The sequence below is a fragment of the Psychroflexus sp. S27 genome, assembly GCF_002810405.1.
Taxonomy (GTDB): Bacteria; Bacteroidota; Bacteroidia; order Flavobacteriales; family Flavobacteriaceae; genus Psychroflexus; species Psychroflexus halocasei_A.
This window is the reverse complement of record NZ_NEXQ01000021.1, coordinates 59,505-77,063: the sequence shown is the minus strand read 5'-3', so window position 1 is coordinate 77,063 and position 17,559 is coordinate 59,505. Positions and strand designations below refer to the sequence as shown.

The window sequence follows — 17,559 nt, the reverse complement described above, 5'->3', positions numbered from 1 at the left end:
AAAAAGGCTTGTCGTGAGACAAGCCTTTTTTGAATGTAAAATAATACAATAGGGATGTGGTTCACGACGTTTGACGTAAATGTAACCACCACCAAGTATTTATTAAATTATTAAACATACGTGCAAATATAAAATTGATTTTTAAAAATCAAAATTTATTTAGAATTTTAATTCGATATCTAATTCAAATTCATCGTAGATCGTTTTGTCACCTAAGTTGTCAAAAAAGCTACCTGAACCATATTTAACATCGTATTTTGTTCTATCGATAACCAACTCAGCTTCTGCTTCATTTTTACCCATTTCTAAATCAAAAGCGATAGGATTTGTTTTTCCTTTAATCGTTAAATCTCCAGATACGCCATAAACAGACTTAGATTTTTTAGCGACTGTTTTTAAAACCAATTTAGCTGTTGGATGTTCTTTAACACCAAAAAAATCATCAGAACTTAAGTGACCTTCTAATTTTTGTTTATCTTCTCCTGTGAGGTCTACAACGTGAATTGACGTCATATCAACAGTAAATTCTCCACCGACTAATTCATCGTTTTCCATCATCAAGAAACCATCTTTCAATTGAATTGTTCCGTTGTGAGATCCTGTCAATTTTTCACCTTCCCATTCGATTTTACTATTTTTAACATCAATTTTTTTCTTTTGAATTGTGTTGTTTGTAAATGCAACGAATGCAAATAAAACTGTTAGTGCCGCTAAGGCTTTCATTGTTTTTTTCATGATAATTAATTTTAAGTTATTGTTTATGAAATATAATTAAAAAATTCTTCTTCTGTTTTTCTTACTTTTTTAGCATCTTTTGCATCATCAGATTCATCTCTATAGCCAAGTGTTGCGATAACAGCAGTACTCAAGTTTTTGTCTGATAACTTTAATATATCGTCAAATTTTTCAGCATTAAATCCTTCCATTGGACAAGCGTCTATTTTTAATCTGCTCACATTACTCAATAAATTTCCTAAGCCTAAATAAGCTTGATTTTTAGCCCAATTTTTTTTCCATTCTTCACTTTGCTGAATTACGGCGGTCGACATTAATTGGTGACGACTTTTAAGGTCTTCCTTTGGAATACTTCGAGTTTCAGAAACTTTATCGATGAAATGGTTTAAATATTCTTCATTGATTTTGGTGTTATAAGCAAACACGATTAGGTGAGATGCGTCTTTGATTTGTGGCTGATTCAGAGAGTGTAAACTGAACTCTGTCTGATTAAAAATTTTAGTTTAATTTTAATCAGATATTATGACAACAAAAGAACAACAAGAATTAGAGAAAAAGGCACTGGAACAATTCATGTCCGGCAAGAGCCTTTTCGGCAAGGATGGCGCTTTTGCTCCCATGCTGAAGAACTTTATAGAGAAAGCCCTTGAATCAGAGATGGAGGGCCATCTGGACGAGCAGGAACGGTCCAAGGGGAACAAGCGCAATGGCAAGGGCAGGAAAACCATCAAGAGCGGTTTTGGCACCTTTGATATAGAGACTCCCCAGGACCGCCAGAGCAGCTTTGAACCAGAGCTCGTAAAGAAGCGCCAGAGCATCCTTGCCGACAACCTATCGGACAAGATCATAGGTCTTTACGGACTTGGCATGAGCTATCGTGACATCTCATCGCACATAAAGGAAATGTACGATACCGATATATCCCACACCGTCCTGAGCCAGATCACAGACCGGATCATACCTGATGTAAAAGCCTGGCAGAACCGTCCTCTAGAACCGCTCTACTGTATTGTATGGCTGGATGCGATGCATTATAAGGTCAAGGTGGAGGGTAAGATCGTGCACAAGGCACTTTATAATATATTGGGGATAAACAAAAATGGGCAGAAGGAAATTTTGGGCATTTACCTTTCCGAGAGCGAAGGTGCCAATTTTTGGTTGCAGGTGCTGACAGATTTGAACAACAGAGGGCTTGAAGATATCTTGATAGCCTGTACCGATAACCTGAAAGGATTTACCAGTGCCATACTAAGTGTGTTTCCCAAGGCAGAGGTTCAGTTGTGCATAGTCCATCAAATACGCAATTCGTTAAAGTACATAGCCTCAAAGGACCAAAAAGAGTTTATGCGCGACCTTAAACTGGTGTATAGGGCGACAAACAAGGGAATAGCAGAGGACGAGCTGATAAAGCTTGAAGAAAAATGGGGTGCCAAATACCCCGTGGTAATACAGAGCTGGAAAAACAATTGGGAACATTTATCCCAATACTTCAAGTACACAGCACCGATCAGAAAAATCATTTACACTACAAACGCTGTTGAAGGCTATCACAGACAAGTAAGAAAAGTAACCAAGACCAAGGGAGCTTTCACCAATGACATAGCACTTCTAAAGCTAGTCTATTTGGCAACGATGAATATTCAAAAAAAATGGACAAGCCCACTGCACAATTGGAGTACAACCATTCAGCAATTATATATTATCTTTGAGGATAGAATTGATCTGGATATCGGTAGAACCCAACCAGCACGTGTCGCTGACGCTAGGTCGCATTCCAAAATCAGTCGAAAACAAGTTTCGAATGATTTTGAAATGGATAAAAAATGAACCAGACAGAGTTTAAATTACACTACCTATTCTCTTGATATTAACACTATGGAGCTGGATAAAGAGCCTTTGATCAATATTTCAATGGATGATAAAGTATTTGCAGAAATACCGAATTCGCACCCTTCTCGTTATTTTTATCTTTCAGAAATAGCACAGCACCCGATTACTGAAGAATATTATATTTTGGAAGGTCGAACACCTAAGCTTTTGATTCTAAATCCAGATAAATCTACAAAAACACTTATTTATCTCGATAGTACGCTATTTCCCCAACCAGAAGGACTTACTTTTGATGGAGAAGGAAGAGTTTTTATTTCAAATGAAGAAGACAAGAATGAACCACAGAATATTCAATTGATTGAAATTAAAGAAAACAAGCAAAAGAAATAAAAAATTGGATTTATATAATTTAGAAAATACCTAAAAACTTCTTCTTTTTCTTTTCTTCCTCTTTTTTGCTTTCAAACTCTTTTTCATCTTTTTTATTTGAAAACAAACGCTTGAAAAAACCGTCTCTTTTGGTGTCTTCACATGCTAAACTTTTTAAGATATTTTGATTTAAACCTTTAAATTTAGCTCTCGTCATAGCATTATATTCGCTGTTGTTAATCATCTCTGCATAAGATTTTGCAAATATCGGCAAGGCACTGACAGCACCTTGACCTAAACGCGTTGTTTTAAAACCGATTTTTTGATTGTTGTGACCAACCCAGTTTACGTTGATGTAATGCGGAGTGACGCCAACAAACCAGCCATCTTTATTGTCCTGTGTTGTTCCTGTTTTTCCAGCAATAGCTTGCCTTAATCCGTATGTATAGGTGATAGCTCTTCCTGTTCCAGCCTTTACAACGTTTTGAAGCATTGCAAGCATCTGTAATCTTTTAAATTCGTCTAAAGGATTTTCTGAGTGGTGAGTTTTTGGTGCCTCATAAATCACTTTGCCATCAATCGTGGATATGCTTTTAATCAAATTTAATTTGTTAGGTATTTCGTCAGCAACAAAGCCAGAATAGGCGAGGGCAAGTTCTTTAATATTCATATTGACAGCACCTAAAGCCATTGATGGTTCTGGTTTAATAACAGATTTAATTTTTAATTTCTTAGCAAAATCAATTGTGTTCTGAATACCAGCTTCTTCTAACACTTTAACAGACACAACATTCAATGATTGCGTTAAAGCGCTTTTTAAACTATAATTTAAATGCGGATCAATCTCATCTTTTTTAGATGCATTTTTAGGTTTCCAATTATCGTAATTTTTATAACTAATTTCTTTAGCTGATAAATAATCACATGGTTCTAAGCCTTGATTTAAAGCTGAAGCGTAAACAATTGGTTTAAAGGTTGACCCAACTTGTCTTTTGGCATATCTAATAAAATCATATTGAGATAAATTCTGATCTAAACCACCAACATAAGCTAAAATGTCACCAGAGTGAGGATCAATTGAAAGACTGGCAGCGTTTAAGAATTTAAGATGATGTTGAATGCTATCGATTGTTGAAGCAGTAACAACTTGATATTGCTCACCATCGTAAAACTCTGTTTTTCTTTTTTTGCTTAATTCTTTTAAAACTTCATCTTCAGATTTATTCTTGATCAATTTTTGATAGGCTTTTGATCTACGTAATTCAGGCTTCCAAATCTCAGGGTTTTCCCATGGTTTATTGGAAGCATACTGACTTTCAAATTGACTTTGTATTTTTTTTAAATGTTCTTTTAAATTTGATTCTAATATGTCTTGAATTCCAGCATCAATAGTTGTTTTGACAATCAAACCATCTTTCTTGAGCTGAAAATCTTCATTATCTTTCGCATTGATTGAATCAAGGATTTCTTGTGTTTGATCAACTAAATATTCTTTGAGATAATATGAGTTTTTTGAAGGGTTTTTAGAATAATCAATCTTCAAGCTTTCAACCATAACGGCATCTGCTTCCTGTTTAGAAATCATTTCATACTTCAGCATTTGAGTGATCACGACGTCACGTCTCAGCTGACTTCTTTCAGGAAATAATCGAGGGTTGTAAGAATGGTTTGCCTTTAAAGTTCCAACTAAAATCGCTGCTTCAGAAAGCTGTAAATCAGCAGCAGATTTATTGAAAAATTTTTGAGAAGCACTTTCAATTCCATAAGTGTTTCCGCTAAAAGGAACAGTGTTAAGGTATATTTCTAAAATTTCTCGTTTTGTATAAACGGCTTCAATACGCTGAGCGACAATTGCTTCTTTTGTTTTATTGATAGGTAAACTTAAAAATGCATAATCTTTTCGACCGAATAGATTTTTTGCTAACTGCAAAGTGATGGTACTTCCGCCACCAGAAGATTTATCTCCAGCCAAAATGGTTTTAAATAAAACGCGCATTAAGCTTCGAGTGTCAATTCCTGAATGTTCGTAAAAACGTGCGTCTTCAGTTGCTATCAAAGCATCTAATAAATGTTGAGGCAATGCGTCAATCGAAATTGCTTCTCGATTTAGCTCGTATATTTTCGCAAAAGTTTGATCATTTCTATCAATAAATTTTGAAGCTTGGACTTGATTTAAATCTGCTAATTCTTTTTCTGAAGCGAGCTTCCCGAATAAACCTAAATATATAGATGCGAAAAAGCCAATAAATACAATAGCTATTAAAAGGATAAACCTTAAAGCAATTTTTAAGTATTTGATTTTCGTTTTATTTTTAGACATTTTATTGAAGAATTTAATTTGCAAAAATATTTTAAATCTAATGATTTCACGTTAAATCTTTTAAAAATTAAATTGGAAGTCGTACTTGAATTATATTTTTGATCAAAAAGTATTATGAAGTTAAAAGATAAAGTTGCCTTTGTAACAGGCGGTAGTAAAGGAATTGGTTATGGTATTGCAAAATCTCTTGCAAAAGAAGGAATCAAAGTAGCTATTACAAGCCGAAGTCTTGAAAGTGCTGGTGAAGCCGCAATAAATTTAAACAAGGAAATTGGTCAAGATTTAGTGTTAGGAGTTAAGGCTGATGTCCGTCATTATGATGATTTAACCAAAGCTGTTGAACAAACTATTGACAAATTTGGTCAACTCGATTTTGTAATAGCAAATGCTGGTTTGGGTCATTATGCAAACATCCAAGATTTAACGCCAGAGCAATGGTCTGAAACAATCGACACTAACTTAACAGGTGTTTTTAATACTGCAAAAACAACACTAGATGCTTTAAAGAAAACGAAAGGTTATTTCATTAGTATCTCGAGCTTAGCAGGAACAAATTTCTTTGCAAATGGCTCAGCTTATAATGCTAGTAAATTTGGTGTAACTGGCTTTACGCAAGCAATGATGTTAGATGTAAGAGATTTAGGTATTAATGTTTCTACGATAATGCCTGGTTCAGTTGCTTCTCATTTTAACGGAAACAATCCTGGCCCAAAAGATGATTGGAAAATTCAACCTGAAGATATTGGAGAAATGACAGTTGATTTGTTTAAAATGAATCCGCGAACTCTTCCAAGTAAAGTTGAAATGCGTCCATCTCAACCTTCAAAAAAATAATTTTTAATCACTTATTTCGAAATAAGGATAAATTGAAACTAAAAAAGGCTGTTTGAATTTCAAACAGCCTTTTTAATATTACTGGTCAGTTGTGATTAATGCACTGACATTTTTTCTTTCTTTTTCTGAAGTTGTTTTCTCATATCTTCAGTTGCTTCACTAATTGCGGCATCAAAATTTTTGTGATTTGATGATGAAAATAAATTCTGACCTGGCGCACTAATTTTTATTTCACAAATCATCCCTTTTTCAGGATCTGTTGTATTTTCTTTTTTAAAGAAAACTTCAGCTCTTACGATCCAATCGTATCTATTTTTTAATTTCTCTAGACTTTTGTTAGTTAATGCTTCAAGTCTTTCACTTGCAGAGACGTGCACATAATTAAAATTTACATCCATAATATATGGTTTTTCTGTTAAACAATGTTATTCAAATATATGTAAAATTAACTTTGTAAATAATGATATTGATCATTTAGTACCTTAGTTAAAATTTCAATTCTATATCATAAATATACAATATATATACAGATAAAGCCCTTGTAAATAGATATATTTGGTTAAAAATATTCTAAAATTGAAAAGAGAGTTTAAAGATTTCACACAAGTTTTTGAAGGTGAATTTCTTACCGATGAATTGCATCAAAAATTATATGCAACTGATGCTTCTGTGTATAGGAAAATTCCTTTAGCAGTCGCTATACCTCGACACATAAATGATATTAAAAAGTTAATTGGTTTCACTAACAAACACAAAACTTCTTTAACCTTTAGGGCTGCAGGCACATCTTTAGCTGGACAATGTGTATCTGATGGAATAGTTGTCGATATCAGTCGATATTTTACAGACATATTAAACATTGATGTCAAAAACAAATCTGTTAAAGTTCAACCTGGCGTAATTCGAGATGAGCTAAACCAAGAACTTAAGAAGCATAACTTGTTTTTCGGGCCAAACACTTCAACGTCAAATAGGTGTATGATTGGTGGAATGATTAGCAATAATTCAAGTGGAACAACTTCTATAAAATATGGCGTGACCCGTGATAAAATTATCTCATTAAATTGTATTTTATCTGATGGTCAAGAGGTTGAATTTGGCGAATTATCAAAAAACGAATTCTTTGAAAAATTAAAATTACAAAATGCTGAAGGTGAGATTTATAGAAAATTATATGATTTATTAAAAGAAGAAAAACTTCAAAATGAAATTCATTCTCATTTTCCTAAAAAAGATATCCATCGCAGAAATACAGGTTATGCGCTTGATTCTTTATTAAATTCAGAAATTTTTGATCGTATATCTTCAAAACCTATAAATGTAGCTCAACTCATTGCTGGTTCTGAAGGAACGCTTGTCGCAATAACAGCAGCCACTTTAAAACTTGACCCTTTACCACCTCAACATAAATTGATGGTTGTGGCTCATTTTAAAAGTATTTCGGATTGCTTGAATGCTGTTAAACCTATCATGCAAGCAGATTTGTTCACTTGTGAAATGATGGATAAACAAATTTTAGACTGCACGAAAGGAAGCTTGAAATATGCGCCTTATCGTTATTTCATACAGCATGATCCTCAGGCCATTTTGTTATTGGAGCTTAACTCTGATTCAATTGAAGATTTAGAAAATCAAAAAAATAAGTTGATCAGTTTATTATCAACCCAAACAAAATCTTATGCAAACTCTCTTTTAGAAGCCGATGATATTCACAAAGCATTAGAACTTCGGAAAGCGGGTTTAGGGCTTTTAGGAAGTTTAAATACAGGTAAAAAAGCAGTCGCATGTATTGAGGATACAGCAGTTTCACTTGATGATTTTGCTGATTATATGCAAGATTTTGAAAACTTGATGCAAACATTTAACCAATCAGCGATTTATTACGCACATGCAGGAGCAGGAGAATTGCACTTAAGGCCTTTGCTAAATTTAAAAGATTCAAACGATATTGCTGATTTTGAGAATATGACGAAAGGTGTTGCAAAACTCGTCAAAAAATATAATGGATCATTGAGCGGTGAACATGGCGACGGTATTGTAAGATCTAATTTTATTAAGATGCAAGTCGGAGATGACTGTTATCAAGCCTTAACTGAAATCAAAAATATCTTTGACCCTTCTTCAATTTTTAATCCTGGTAAGATCATCAATCCTTTACCGATGACTGAAAATTTGAGATATCAACCTGATCAAAAAATAGCAGAACCGGAGACTGTATTTGATTTCTCTAAAGAAAATGGAATTTTGAACGCAGCCGAAAATTGTAATGGAAGTGGAGACTGTCGTAAAACAGAAAAATCTAGCGGCACAATGTGTCCGAGTTATCAAGCCACTAAAAATGAAAAAGATAGCACCAGAGGTCGAGCAAATATTTTAAGAGAATATTTGACGAATTCAACACAACAGAATCCTTTTGATCATCAGGAATTAAAAGAAGTTTTTGAGCTTTGTATTTCTTGTAAAGCTTGTAAAAAAGAATGTCCAAGTAATGTTGATGTGGCAAGTTATAAAGCTGAATTTTTATACCAATATTACCGTTCAAATTCAAGACATATTTCAGATTACGTGTTTGGTTATAATCACAAAATCAATCAGATTGGTTCTATTTTTCCAAGTTTATTTAATTTTACTTTGACAAATAAATTCACTAAAAATATTTTCACTAAAATATTTAAAGTTCACAAAAATAGAGACTTACCTGTTTTGTCTCAACAAACACTTTATGATGGCATAAAGCTAAAACAGAAAAATAATTCCTCTAAAAAATCATTTATAAAAAAACTTTATTTATTCATAGATGAATTTTCGAATTACAATGATGTTCAAGTTGGATTAGATTCTTATGATCTGTTAACGGCATTAAACTATGATGTTCAAATTATCAAAAATAAAGCTAGTGGTCGCGCTTTAATTTCTAAAGGATTTTTGAAACAGGCTAAGCGACTAGCAAACAAAAATATTGAATTATATAAAGATTTAATTTCAGTTGAAACGCCACTTATAGGTATCGAACCTTCTGCTATATTGAGCTTTAGAGATGATTATTTGCGTTTAGCAGATAACAAAAGAGCTGTTGAAAAATTGTCTCAAAACACTTATCTTATTGAAGAGTTTATCGCAAATGAAATCAAGTTAGGAAATATTAATGCTGATCAATTTTCGAAGGAAGAAAAACAGATTAAAATTCATGCACATTGCCATCAGAAAGCATTATCTCAATCAAAATTTACTTTTGATATGCTGAATTGTCCTGAAAATTTTAAGGTGAGTATCTTATCATCAGGTTGTTGTGGTATGGCAGGAAGTTTTGGCTATGAAGAAGATAATTATGATTTGAGTATGAGTATTGGTGAGCTTCAATTGTTTCCCCATTTAAGAAATATTGAACAAAATGTTATCATATCTGCTAATGGAACGAGTTGTCGCCACCAAATAAAAGATGCTGTACAAATCAATGCACAGCACCCTGTCAGTATTCTAAAAAATGCTTTAATTTAAAAATCACTCAACTTGTAGCGTAAAGTCAGTTAGTTCTTGATCTGAGATAATTAAAATATCTTCCAAAGGCAGTCCAAAATTTGAAAGATCTTCAAACGTTGCTTCAATAGTTGTATCACTATTAATAAGGCCTATTTGAGGTGCAAAATAAAGAGTTGATATTAAAAAGTCTTGTTGCTCTAAAACTGTAACAGGTAAAAAAGCTAGATCAGAGGTGACTTTTGCTTTGACGATGATTTCACTTGAAATAACGTCATTATAAGTTTCTCCATTAACTGTTTTTGAACCAACATTGCCTAAATAATTTGAATAGATTTCTACTTCAATAGTGAACGGAATATTATTAACAGTTTGAGTTATTGCTTCTTCTTTAATATAAAGGTTAGTTCCAGCCGATAATTTCTGATCATACAATTTAAGTCCTTGGATATCTAAATTTATTTCTGGTAAGTTTTCTAATAAGCTAAGATTTAAATCTCCTGTGTAAGAAAGTGACGATTGGTCTTCAGATTCAGAGAGTTTTCCAGAAGTTAACATGGAAGTGACGATCCCTGGTGCTTCAACATTTATACTTTTAAGTTTGTAAAAATCTTTTCCATTTTCAGTTATAAGTTCATCAACGACGAGTGTTTCGCTTCCTTCCTGAGTTAATTGATTTTGAGAACTGTATGTGTTTTGGTATGTCCAAGAATTGCCGACAACTATGTTGAAGTAATTTTGGGTTTCATTAAAAGAAGGAGAATCATCATCAGAGCAAGAAACAAAACTTGCCATCACGATTAATAAAAGAATGTTTGATAAATTAATTTTCATGGTTAAATTTTGAAGTAAAAATAATATTTTAATACAAATTAATTACAAATGTTGAATATATTTTATTTCGGTTATTAATGTTTTGATTAAAATTTATAGATGAATTGATTGTTTCTCATAAATATTCTAGTTTTTTTATTATTTTGACAAAATCAGTTACATTTGCTCAAAACGAAATATGGCAAGGAATTCTTTTGGAAACATACTTCGATTAACGACCTACGGAGAATCACATGGATTTTCAATGGGTGGAATTTTAGATGGAGTTCCTGCGGGTATCGAAATTGATCAAGATCTTATTCAACAAGAATTGGATCGACGTAAACCAGGTCAATCTTCCATTGTGACGCAAAGAAAAGAATCCGATACAATTCAAATTAAATCTGGAATTTTTGAAGGCAAAACTACTGGAATGCCAATTGCTTTTGAAATTATGAATGCTGATCAAAAATCTAAAGATTACAGTCATATCAAAAATGAATTTAGACCAAGTCATGCTGATTTTACTTATGAAAAAAAGTTTGGTCACCGTGACTATAGAGGCGGAGGAAGGTCTAGTGCCAGAGAAACTGTGAGCTGGGTTGCTGCTGGTGCCATCGCCAAACAAATCATTCCTTTTATTAAAATTAAAGCTTTTACATTTTCCGTAGGAAAGTTGAGTTTGGATGAAAATCATGAATATAATTTAGATCAAACTGAATCAAATATTGTGCGTTGTCCTGATCAAAAGCTAGCTGACGAAATGATAGATTATATTAAGAGTATTCGCAAACAAGGAGATACAGTTGGTGGTCAAGTAAAGTGTATTGTTGAAAACGTACCATTAGGTTTAGGTGATCCTGTTTTTGAAAAATTACATGCCAATTTAGCCAAAGCAATGATGAGTATTAATGCCGTCAAAGGCTTTGAATATGGTTCTGGCTTTTCAGGTACGGAAATGTTAGGGAGCAATCATAATGACATATTTGAGAAAGATGGACACACTCAAACGAATTACAGTGGAGGTATTCAAGGAGGTATCAGTAATGGAATGCCAATATATTTTAAAGTCGCTTTTAAACCCGTAGCAACTTTAATGACTTCTCAAAGAAGTATTAATAACATACATGATACTGTAGAAATAACTGGTAAAGGACGACACGATCCATGTGTTGTTCCTAGAGCAATACCTATTGTAGAAGCAATGACAGCATTGGTTTTAGCTGATGCTTATTTATCACATAAAACAACACATATATGAAGAAGTTAGGCCTTACATTGGCAAATATTAATTGGAATGGGAGCAGGTATTTTATTTGCGTTAATTCTAACTAATTTTGAATGGGGATCTCAATTCGTCACAGATTGGATCAAACCCTTTGGAACTATTTTTATCAATGCCCTAAAATTAATTGCAGTTCCGCTTATATTGGCTTCACTTATTAAAGGTGTCTCTGACCTAAAAGATATTTCAAGTCTTTCAAAAATGGGAGCACGAACTTTAATCACTTATTTAATAACTACAGTTGTCGCTGTATCTATTGGTCTTGTGATTGTCAATGTGTTTAAACCAGGCAAAACAATCGATGAAGATACGCGAACCGAATTGACAGAAAATTATGGAGGAGAAGTTGAATTAACACGTCAAAGTGCAGCAAAGCAAAAAGAATCAGGACCCTTACAAGCCTTAGAGGATTTAGTCCCAGACAATATTTTTGGCGCAGCATCAGATAATGGAAATATGCTGCAAGTCATCTTTTTTGCTGTATTTTTTGGGATAGGAATGATATTAATACCTGAAAAACAAGCGCGACCTGTCAAAAACTTTTTTGATGCGCTCAATGAAGTTATCTTAAAAATGATTGACTTAATTATGTTAGCTGCGCCTTATGGTGTATTTGCATTATTAGCAGCTTTAATCGTTGAAGCACCTAGTCCTGATTTATTTATGGCATTGCTTTACTATGCAGGATGTGTTGTTTTAGGTTTGGTTTTAATGATAGCCTTTTATGCGCTTATCGTGTGGGTTTTTACGAAAAAATCACCATTATTTTTTATCAACGGAATTTCACCAGCTCAACTTTTAGGTTTATCTACAAGTTCAAGTGCGGCAACCTTACCTGTGACTATGGAACGTGTTGAAGAGCATTTAGGTGTGGATAGACAGGTCTCAAGTTTTGTGTTACCAATAGGAGCAACAATTAATATGGATGGAACAAGTCTTTACCAAGCTGTTGCAGCGGTTTTTATTGCTCAAGCTTTTGGTATGGATTTAAGTCTTGGTGTTCAGTTAGGTATTATCGCAACAGCGACTTTGGCTTCAATAGGTTCAGCAGCTGTACCAGGAGCAGGGATGGTGATGTTGGTTATAGTCTTAGGCCAAGCAGGAATCCCAGAAGCAGGTTTGGCGCTTATTTTTGCAATTGATAGACCTCTTGATATGGTGAGAACTTCAGTAAATGTTACTGGAGATGCTGCTGTTTCAATGCTTGTCGCAAAATCTCAAGATAAGCTTCACGAGCCACATGTTAAAAATTGGGATGATAAATACACCAAAGAAGAAGCAAAATAACTAAATACTATTGATATAGTTAAAAGTAAAATTTTCTCATAAAAAAAGGGCTCGAATTTTCGAGCCCTTTATATTTAACTATAAATTAAAATTACATCAATTCATCTTGATTTCTGAAAATTAATTGATCGTTAATTTCATCTATCAAAATAATACTATCAGTTTTTACTTTCTCTGCTAAAATTTCTTTAGAGAGTTTGTTTAAAACTTGTTTTTGAATCACACGTTTAACAGGTCTTGCACCAAATTGTGGGTCATAACCAATTCTAGCTAAGAAGTTTATTGCTTCCTCAGTTGCATCAATTGTAATTCCTTGTTTATCAAGCATTTTTTTGACCAAGTTCAATTGGAGATTTACAATAGATTTAATATTCTCTTCTGATAAAGGTGTGAACATCACAATGTCATCAATTCTGTTGAGGAACTCTGGCCTAACACTTTGTTTTAATAATCCTAAAACTTCAGTTTTTGCAGCATCCATCGCAGAATCAATATCAACTTCAGAATCAAATTTTTCTTGAATAATATGACTTCCCATGTTTGATGTCATCACGATAATTGCATTTTTAAAATCAGCAACACGTCCTTTGTTATCTGTTAATCGACCTTCATCAAGAACTTGTAACAAAATATTAAAAGTATCAGGATGCGCTTTCTCTATTTCATCTAAAAGAATAACTGAATAAGGTTTCCTTCTCACAGCTTCAGTTAATTGACCACCTTCATCATAACCGACATATCCTGGAGGAGCACCAACTAAACGAGATACTGCATGTCTTTCTTGATACTCACTCATATCAATCCGCGTCATTGCAGATTCATCACTGAATAAATATTCAGCTAGAGCCTTGGCTAACTCAGTTTTCCCAACACCTGTTGTTCCTAGAAATAGAAATGAACCAATAGGTCTGTTTTCATCTTGAAGACCAGCTCTGCTTCGACGAACAGCATCTGATACCGCTTCAATCGCTTCTTCTTGACCAATAACTCTTTTATGAAGTTCATCTTCAAGCCTTAGAAGTTTCTCTCGTTCTGTTTGTAACATTTTTGTAACTGGAATGCCAGTCCACTTTGAAACAACTTCAGCAATATCTTCATACTCAACTTCTTCTTTAATTAAAGAAGTTTCCGACTTTTGCTCTTCAACTTGTTTTTGAAGTTTTTCGAGTTTTTCTTGTGTTTCCTTAATTTTCCCATAGCGTATTTCTGCAACTCTTCCGTAATCACCATCACGTTCAGCACGTTCAGCTTCAAGTTTAAAGTTTTCTAAATCCGTTTTGCATGTTTGAATTTCATCAACAACACTTTTTTCGTTTTTCCACCTTGCATTTAAAGTATTTCGTTCATCTTTTAGATCGGCTAATTCAGCTCTTAAAGATTTAAGTTTTGCTTCATCTTTTTCGCGTTTAATCGCCTCGATTTCAATTTCGAGTTGCATGATTTTACGATCTAAAACATCAAGTTCTTCAGGTTTAGAATTGATCTCCATGCGTAATTTTGCTGCAGATTCATCCATTAAATCAATGGCTTTATCTGGTAAAAAACGATCGGTAATATAGCGCTGAGATAATTCAACAGCACCTATAATTGCTTCATCTTTAATACGAACTTTGTGATGTGTTTCATATTTTTCTTTGATACCTCTTAAAATAGAAATCGCACTTTCTGTATCAGGTTCGTTAACAACGACCTTCTGGAAACGACGTTCTAGAGCCTTATCTTTTTCAAAATACTTTTGATATTCATCTAAAGTTGTTGCACCAATCGCTCTGAGTTCACCACGGGCCAATGCTGGTTTTAAAATGTTAGCAGCGTCCATTGCGCCTTGACCGCCACCTGCGCCAACAAGTGTATGGATTTCATCAATGAATAAAACAATTTCTCCATCACTCGTTGTAACTTCTTTGATCACGGATTTTAAACGCTCTTCAAATTCACCTTTATATTTCGCACCTGCTATTAAGGCACCCATATCTAAGTTATAAATAATCTTTGACTTTAGATTTTCAGGAACATCACCAGCAATGATTCTATGTGCTAAACCTTCAGCAATAGCTGTTTTACCTGTACCAGGCTCACCAACAAGCATTGGGTTATTCTTTGTACGACGAGATAAAATTTGGAGTATTCTTCTGATTTCCTCATCACGACCAATAACGGGATCAAGCTTACCTTCTTCGGCGAGTTTGTTTAAATTTTTAGCGTATTTATCCAAAGCATTATAGTTGTCTTCTGCGCTTTGTGAGTCTACTTTTTCACCTTTACGCAATTCTTCAATAGCAGATTTTAAGCCTTTTTCAGTGACACCTTGATCTTTTAAAATCTGAGATACTTTACTAGAGCTTTTGAAAATCGCTAAGATTAAATGCTCTATGGAAACGTATTCATCTTCCATCTTTTTAGCTAAAATAGATGCTTCATTTAAACTTTTTCCTGCTTCGCGAGATAAAACGATATCGCCTCCTGAAACTTTTGGAAAGCTTTCAAGTGTTTTGTCTAAAATTTGCTGAAACAGATTAATATTGACATTCAGTTTTTTAAGTAAAAATGGCGTTACATTCTCATCAACTAATGAAATGGCTTTAAAAATATGCTCATTTTCAATTTGTTGATGTCCTAGCTCTTGAGCCAACTGCTGAGCTTGCTGAATGGCTTCTTGAGATTTGATTGTATAGTTATTAAAATTCATATTCTTTTTTTGATATGATTAAGTCAAAGTATATACCAAATATAAATACTGTCAAAATGACTTACTCGAAGTCGTTTAGTCTGTCAAAAAGACTGTTACGGGTTTGTAACAGCCTTTTAGAAAAGTAATTCATTTAAGTTTAGAATTTCATACCGACTCCAAAACCTAATAACATTGGATTAATTTCTACTTCAGCAGGAATGCTTAAGTTTTCAGCTAAATTACTTGCGTCAACTTCAACATCTGTTTTTAAGAAAATATATTTAAAGTCAACGTTAAAGAAAAATTTATCAGTAAACATATAATCAAAACCAATTTGTGTTGAAATACCAAACGCATTGTCGTAAGAAACTGACTTGACAGTTGTAAAATCATCAGCATCGTAGAAAATTGTGTAATTCACACCGGCACCGATATAAGGTTTGAAGTTTTCAAAGACTTCGCGATGGTATTGTAAATTCAATGTAGGAGGGAGCAACCAAACTTCGCCTAAATCAACATCTGCAATGCCGCCACCTATTGGTGATAAATCTGAACCAACAGTATGAGCTTCATGTTTTGTAGTTCCTAAAATTAATTCAACAGCTAAGTTTTCTGTGAAGAAATAAGTGAAATCTAGTTCTGGTATAAATGAGTCTGAAATGTCGACATCACCACCAATTGCTTCAATTGTAGCGCCAGGATCTGGCATAACTGCTACACCACGAACACGAACTTGCCATCTTGAAAAATCTTCTGTGTCATTATCATTTTCTTGTGCTAGTAAAGCTGAAGGAATTGCTAAAAGTGCAATAAAGAATGTGAATACTAATTTTTTCATTCTGAAATTATTTTAATGTGAACTTCAAAAATATTCAGTCTTTGCACAATAAAATATGATACTTGTCATACATTTATTTCTTACTCATTTTTTCTATTTTTTGCATAGAGTCAAAGCATAATTTATCGATGTATTGCATGTTAGGATGATAAGCAGAAACATTTGATAAAACAACCACAGCATTTCCTGTTTCAGGATTCGTAACTAGGCAACTTGTAAAACCACCAACAGCTCCATTTTGCCAATGCCAACGATTTCCGGACTTTGTATTTAATATATGCCAGCCTAAACCAATCGCTTCACGCTCTGAAATTTGATGTGTTTCTTTTAAACTTAGATTAATTCCGTTATGAGTTTTCTGAGTTGTCGCATACAAGAATTTCAGCATATCACTTGTTGATGAGAGTACACCACCAACACCTTTAAATGCATCAAATGTCCAAAATGCAGTGACATAACCTTCAGCATCAAGAGCTTTGACGCGATTTTGAGCTTTTGAAGGATTTGAGGTTGTATGATTCATTCTTAAAGGCTGAGCGATTTCTTCTTGTAATAATTCTTCGTAAGATTTTTCAGTTATTTTTTCTAAACTATGTCCTAGTAATCCGTATCCTAAATTTGAATAATTGTACTCTATATCGTTTAATTCAAAATCGCTATTTAAAAATTCATAAAACTCCTTTTGTCCATAATTCATGTATGGATTGCTTTGGTTTTTGATTGCACTTTCAGCAAAATTAGCCGGTAAACGATTTAAACCAGATGTATGATTAGCAAGACTTTTCAGTGTGATTTCATGGTTATAAAGTGTATCGTAAATTTGACTTGTATCCATATTCAAATCAATTTTTCCTTTATTTGCAAGGCTTGCCAAAATGCTAGCAGTCATAACTTTTGTGATAGAACCAATTTGGTAAACATCCGTTTCATTTCGAACTTGTTCTAAACCATGTGGTGTTTTTCTAAAACCAATGAATCGTTTTTTACCATCGATAATCATTCCGATAGCAAACTCAGTTTCTACAGGGAATTTTTCAATAGTTTCTTTTGCTAATTGATGAAATTCAGATTGCGCTTGAACCGAATTTTGAAAAGACATT

General features: G+C 33.6%; 13 protein-coding genes and 1 pseudogene. 6 read left to right on the top strand and 8 right to left on the bottom strand.

The genetic code is table 11. The features are described from left to right. Window positions 1–159: 159 nt before the first annotated feature. Both CAP47_RS05575 and CAP47_RS05570 read right to left on the bottom strand, forming a co-directional pair. A complete protein-coding gene (locus CAP47_RS05575; RefSeq protein ID WP_238140966.1) occupies window positions 160–735 on the bottom strand; it encodes a YceI family protein in 576 nt (191 codons plus the stop codon). Window positions 736–758: 23 nt separating this feature from the next. Next, entirely contained in the window at window positions 759–1,160 is a 402-nt protein-coding gene (locus CAP47_RS05570; protein WP_100775739.1) for a nitroreductase family protein, read from the bottom strand. 97 nt (window positions 1,161–1,257) lie between these two features. Between CAP47_RS05570 and CAP47_RS05565 the strand changes: the two are divergent. Both CAP47_RS05565 and CAP47_RS05560 read left to right on the top strand, forming a co-directional pair. Continuing rightward, a pseudogene (locus CAP47_RS05565) lies at window positions 1,258–2,457 on the top strand (IS256 family transposase); the annotation flags it as partial. A gap of 153 nt (window positions 2,458–2,610) precedes the next feature. Further along, entirely contained in the window at window positions 2,611–2,955 is a 345-nt protein-coding gene (locus tag CAP47_RS05560) for a hypothetical protein (protein ID WP_100775738.1), read from the top strand. 19 nt (window positions 2,956–2,974) lie between these two features. Here the strand turns inward: CAP47_RS05560 and CAP47_RS05555 are convergent, their stop codons facing one another. Then, window positions 2,975–5,254, bottom strand: coding sequence for a transglycosylase domain-containing protein (locus tag CAP47_RS05555; RefSeq protein WP_100775737.1), 2,280 nt, complete (start codon window positions 5,252–5,254; stop codon window positions 2,975–2,977). A gap of 114 nt (window positions 5,255–5,368) precedes the next feature. Here CAP47_RS05555 and CAP47_RS05550 point away from each other — a divergent pair, with 114 nt between their 5' ends. Further along, window positions 5,369–6,088 (top strand): SDR family oxidoreductase, encoded by a 720-nt coding sequence (locus tag CAP47_RS05550; protein WP_100775736.1) that lies wholly within the window; start codon window positions 5,369–5,371, stop codon window positions 6,086–6,088. Window positions 6,089–6,183: 95 nt separating this feature from the next. Here the strand turns inward: CAP47_RS05550 and hpf are convergent, their stop codons facing one another. After that, window positions 6,184–6,486, bottom strand: a complete 303-nt coding sequence (gene hpf / locus CAP47_RS05545) for a ribosome hibernation-promoting factor, HPF/YfiA family (protein ID WP_100775735.1) — start codon at window positions 6,484–6,486, stop codon at window positions 6,184–6,186. A gap of 178 nt (window positions 6,487–6,664) precedes the next feature. Here hpf and CAP47_RS05540 point away from each other — a divergent pair, with 178 nt between their 5' ends. Further along, entirely contained in the window at window positions 6,665–9,586 is a 2,922-nt protein-coding gene (locus CAP47_RS05540; RefSeq protein ID WP_100775734.1) for an FAD-binding and (Fe-S)-binding domain-containing protein, read from the top strand. 3 nt (window positions 9,587–9,589) lie between these two features. On the opposite strand, the gene CAP47_RS05535 is transcribed toward CAP47_RS05540, so the two are convergent. Beyond that, entirely contained in the window at window positions 9,590–10,399 is an 810-nt protein-coding gene (locus CAP47_RS05535; protein WP_093241339.1) for a hypothetical protein, read from the bottom strand. 178 nt (window positions 10,400–10,577) lie between these two features. On the opposite strand from CAP47_RS05535, the gene aroC reads away from it, so the two are divergent. Both aroC and CAP47_RS05525 read left to right on the top strand, forming a co-directional pair. Next, a complete protein-coding gene (aroC, locus tag CAP47_RS05530; RefSeq protein WP_093241334.1) occupies window positions 10,578–11,639 on the top strand; it encodes a chorismate synthase in 1,062 nt (353 codons plus the stop codon). A 36-nt stretch (window positions 11,640–11,675) separates the two neighbouring features. Further along, window positions 11,676–12,950 (top strand): dicarboxylate/amino acid:cation symporter, encoded by a 1,275-nt coding sequence (locus CAP47_RS05525; RefSeq protein ID WP_100775733.1) that lies wholly within the window; start codon window positions 11,676–11,678, stop codon window positions 12,948–12,950. 91 nt (window positions 12,951–13,041) lie between these two features. On the opposite strand, the gene clpB is transcribed toward CAP47_RS05525, so the two are convergent. From clpB to CAP47_RS05510, 3 genes are all read right to left on the bottom strand, one after another. Continuing rightward, complete coding sequence (gene clpB, locus CAP47_RS05520; protein ID WP_100775732.1) at window positions 13,042–15,639, bottom strand: ATP-dependent chaperone ClpB; 2,598 nt, start codon at window positions 15,637–15,639, stop codon at window positions 13,042–13,044. A gap of 139 nt (window positions 15,640–15,778) precedes the next feature. Continuing rightward, window positions 15,779–16,459 (bottom strand): OmpW/AlkL family protein, encoded by a 681-nt coding sequence (locus tag CAP47_RS05515; protein WP_100775731.1) that lies wholly within the window; start codon window positions 16,457–16,459, stop codon window positions 15,779–15,781. A gap of 73 nt (window positions 16,460–16,532) precedes the next feature. After that, entirely contained in the window at window positions 16,533–17,558 is a 1,026-nt protein-coding gene (locus CAP47_RS05510; protein WP_192869945.1) for a serine hydrolase domain-containing protein, read from the bottom strand. Window position 17,559 lies beyond the last annotated feature (1 nt).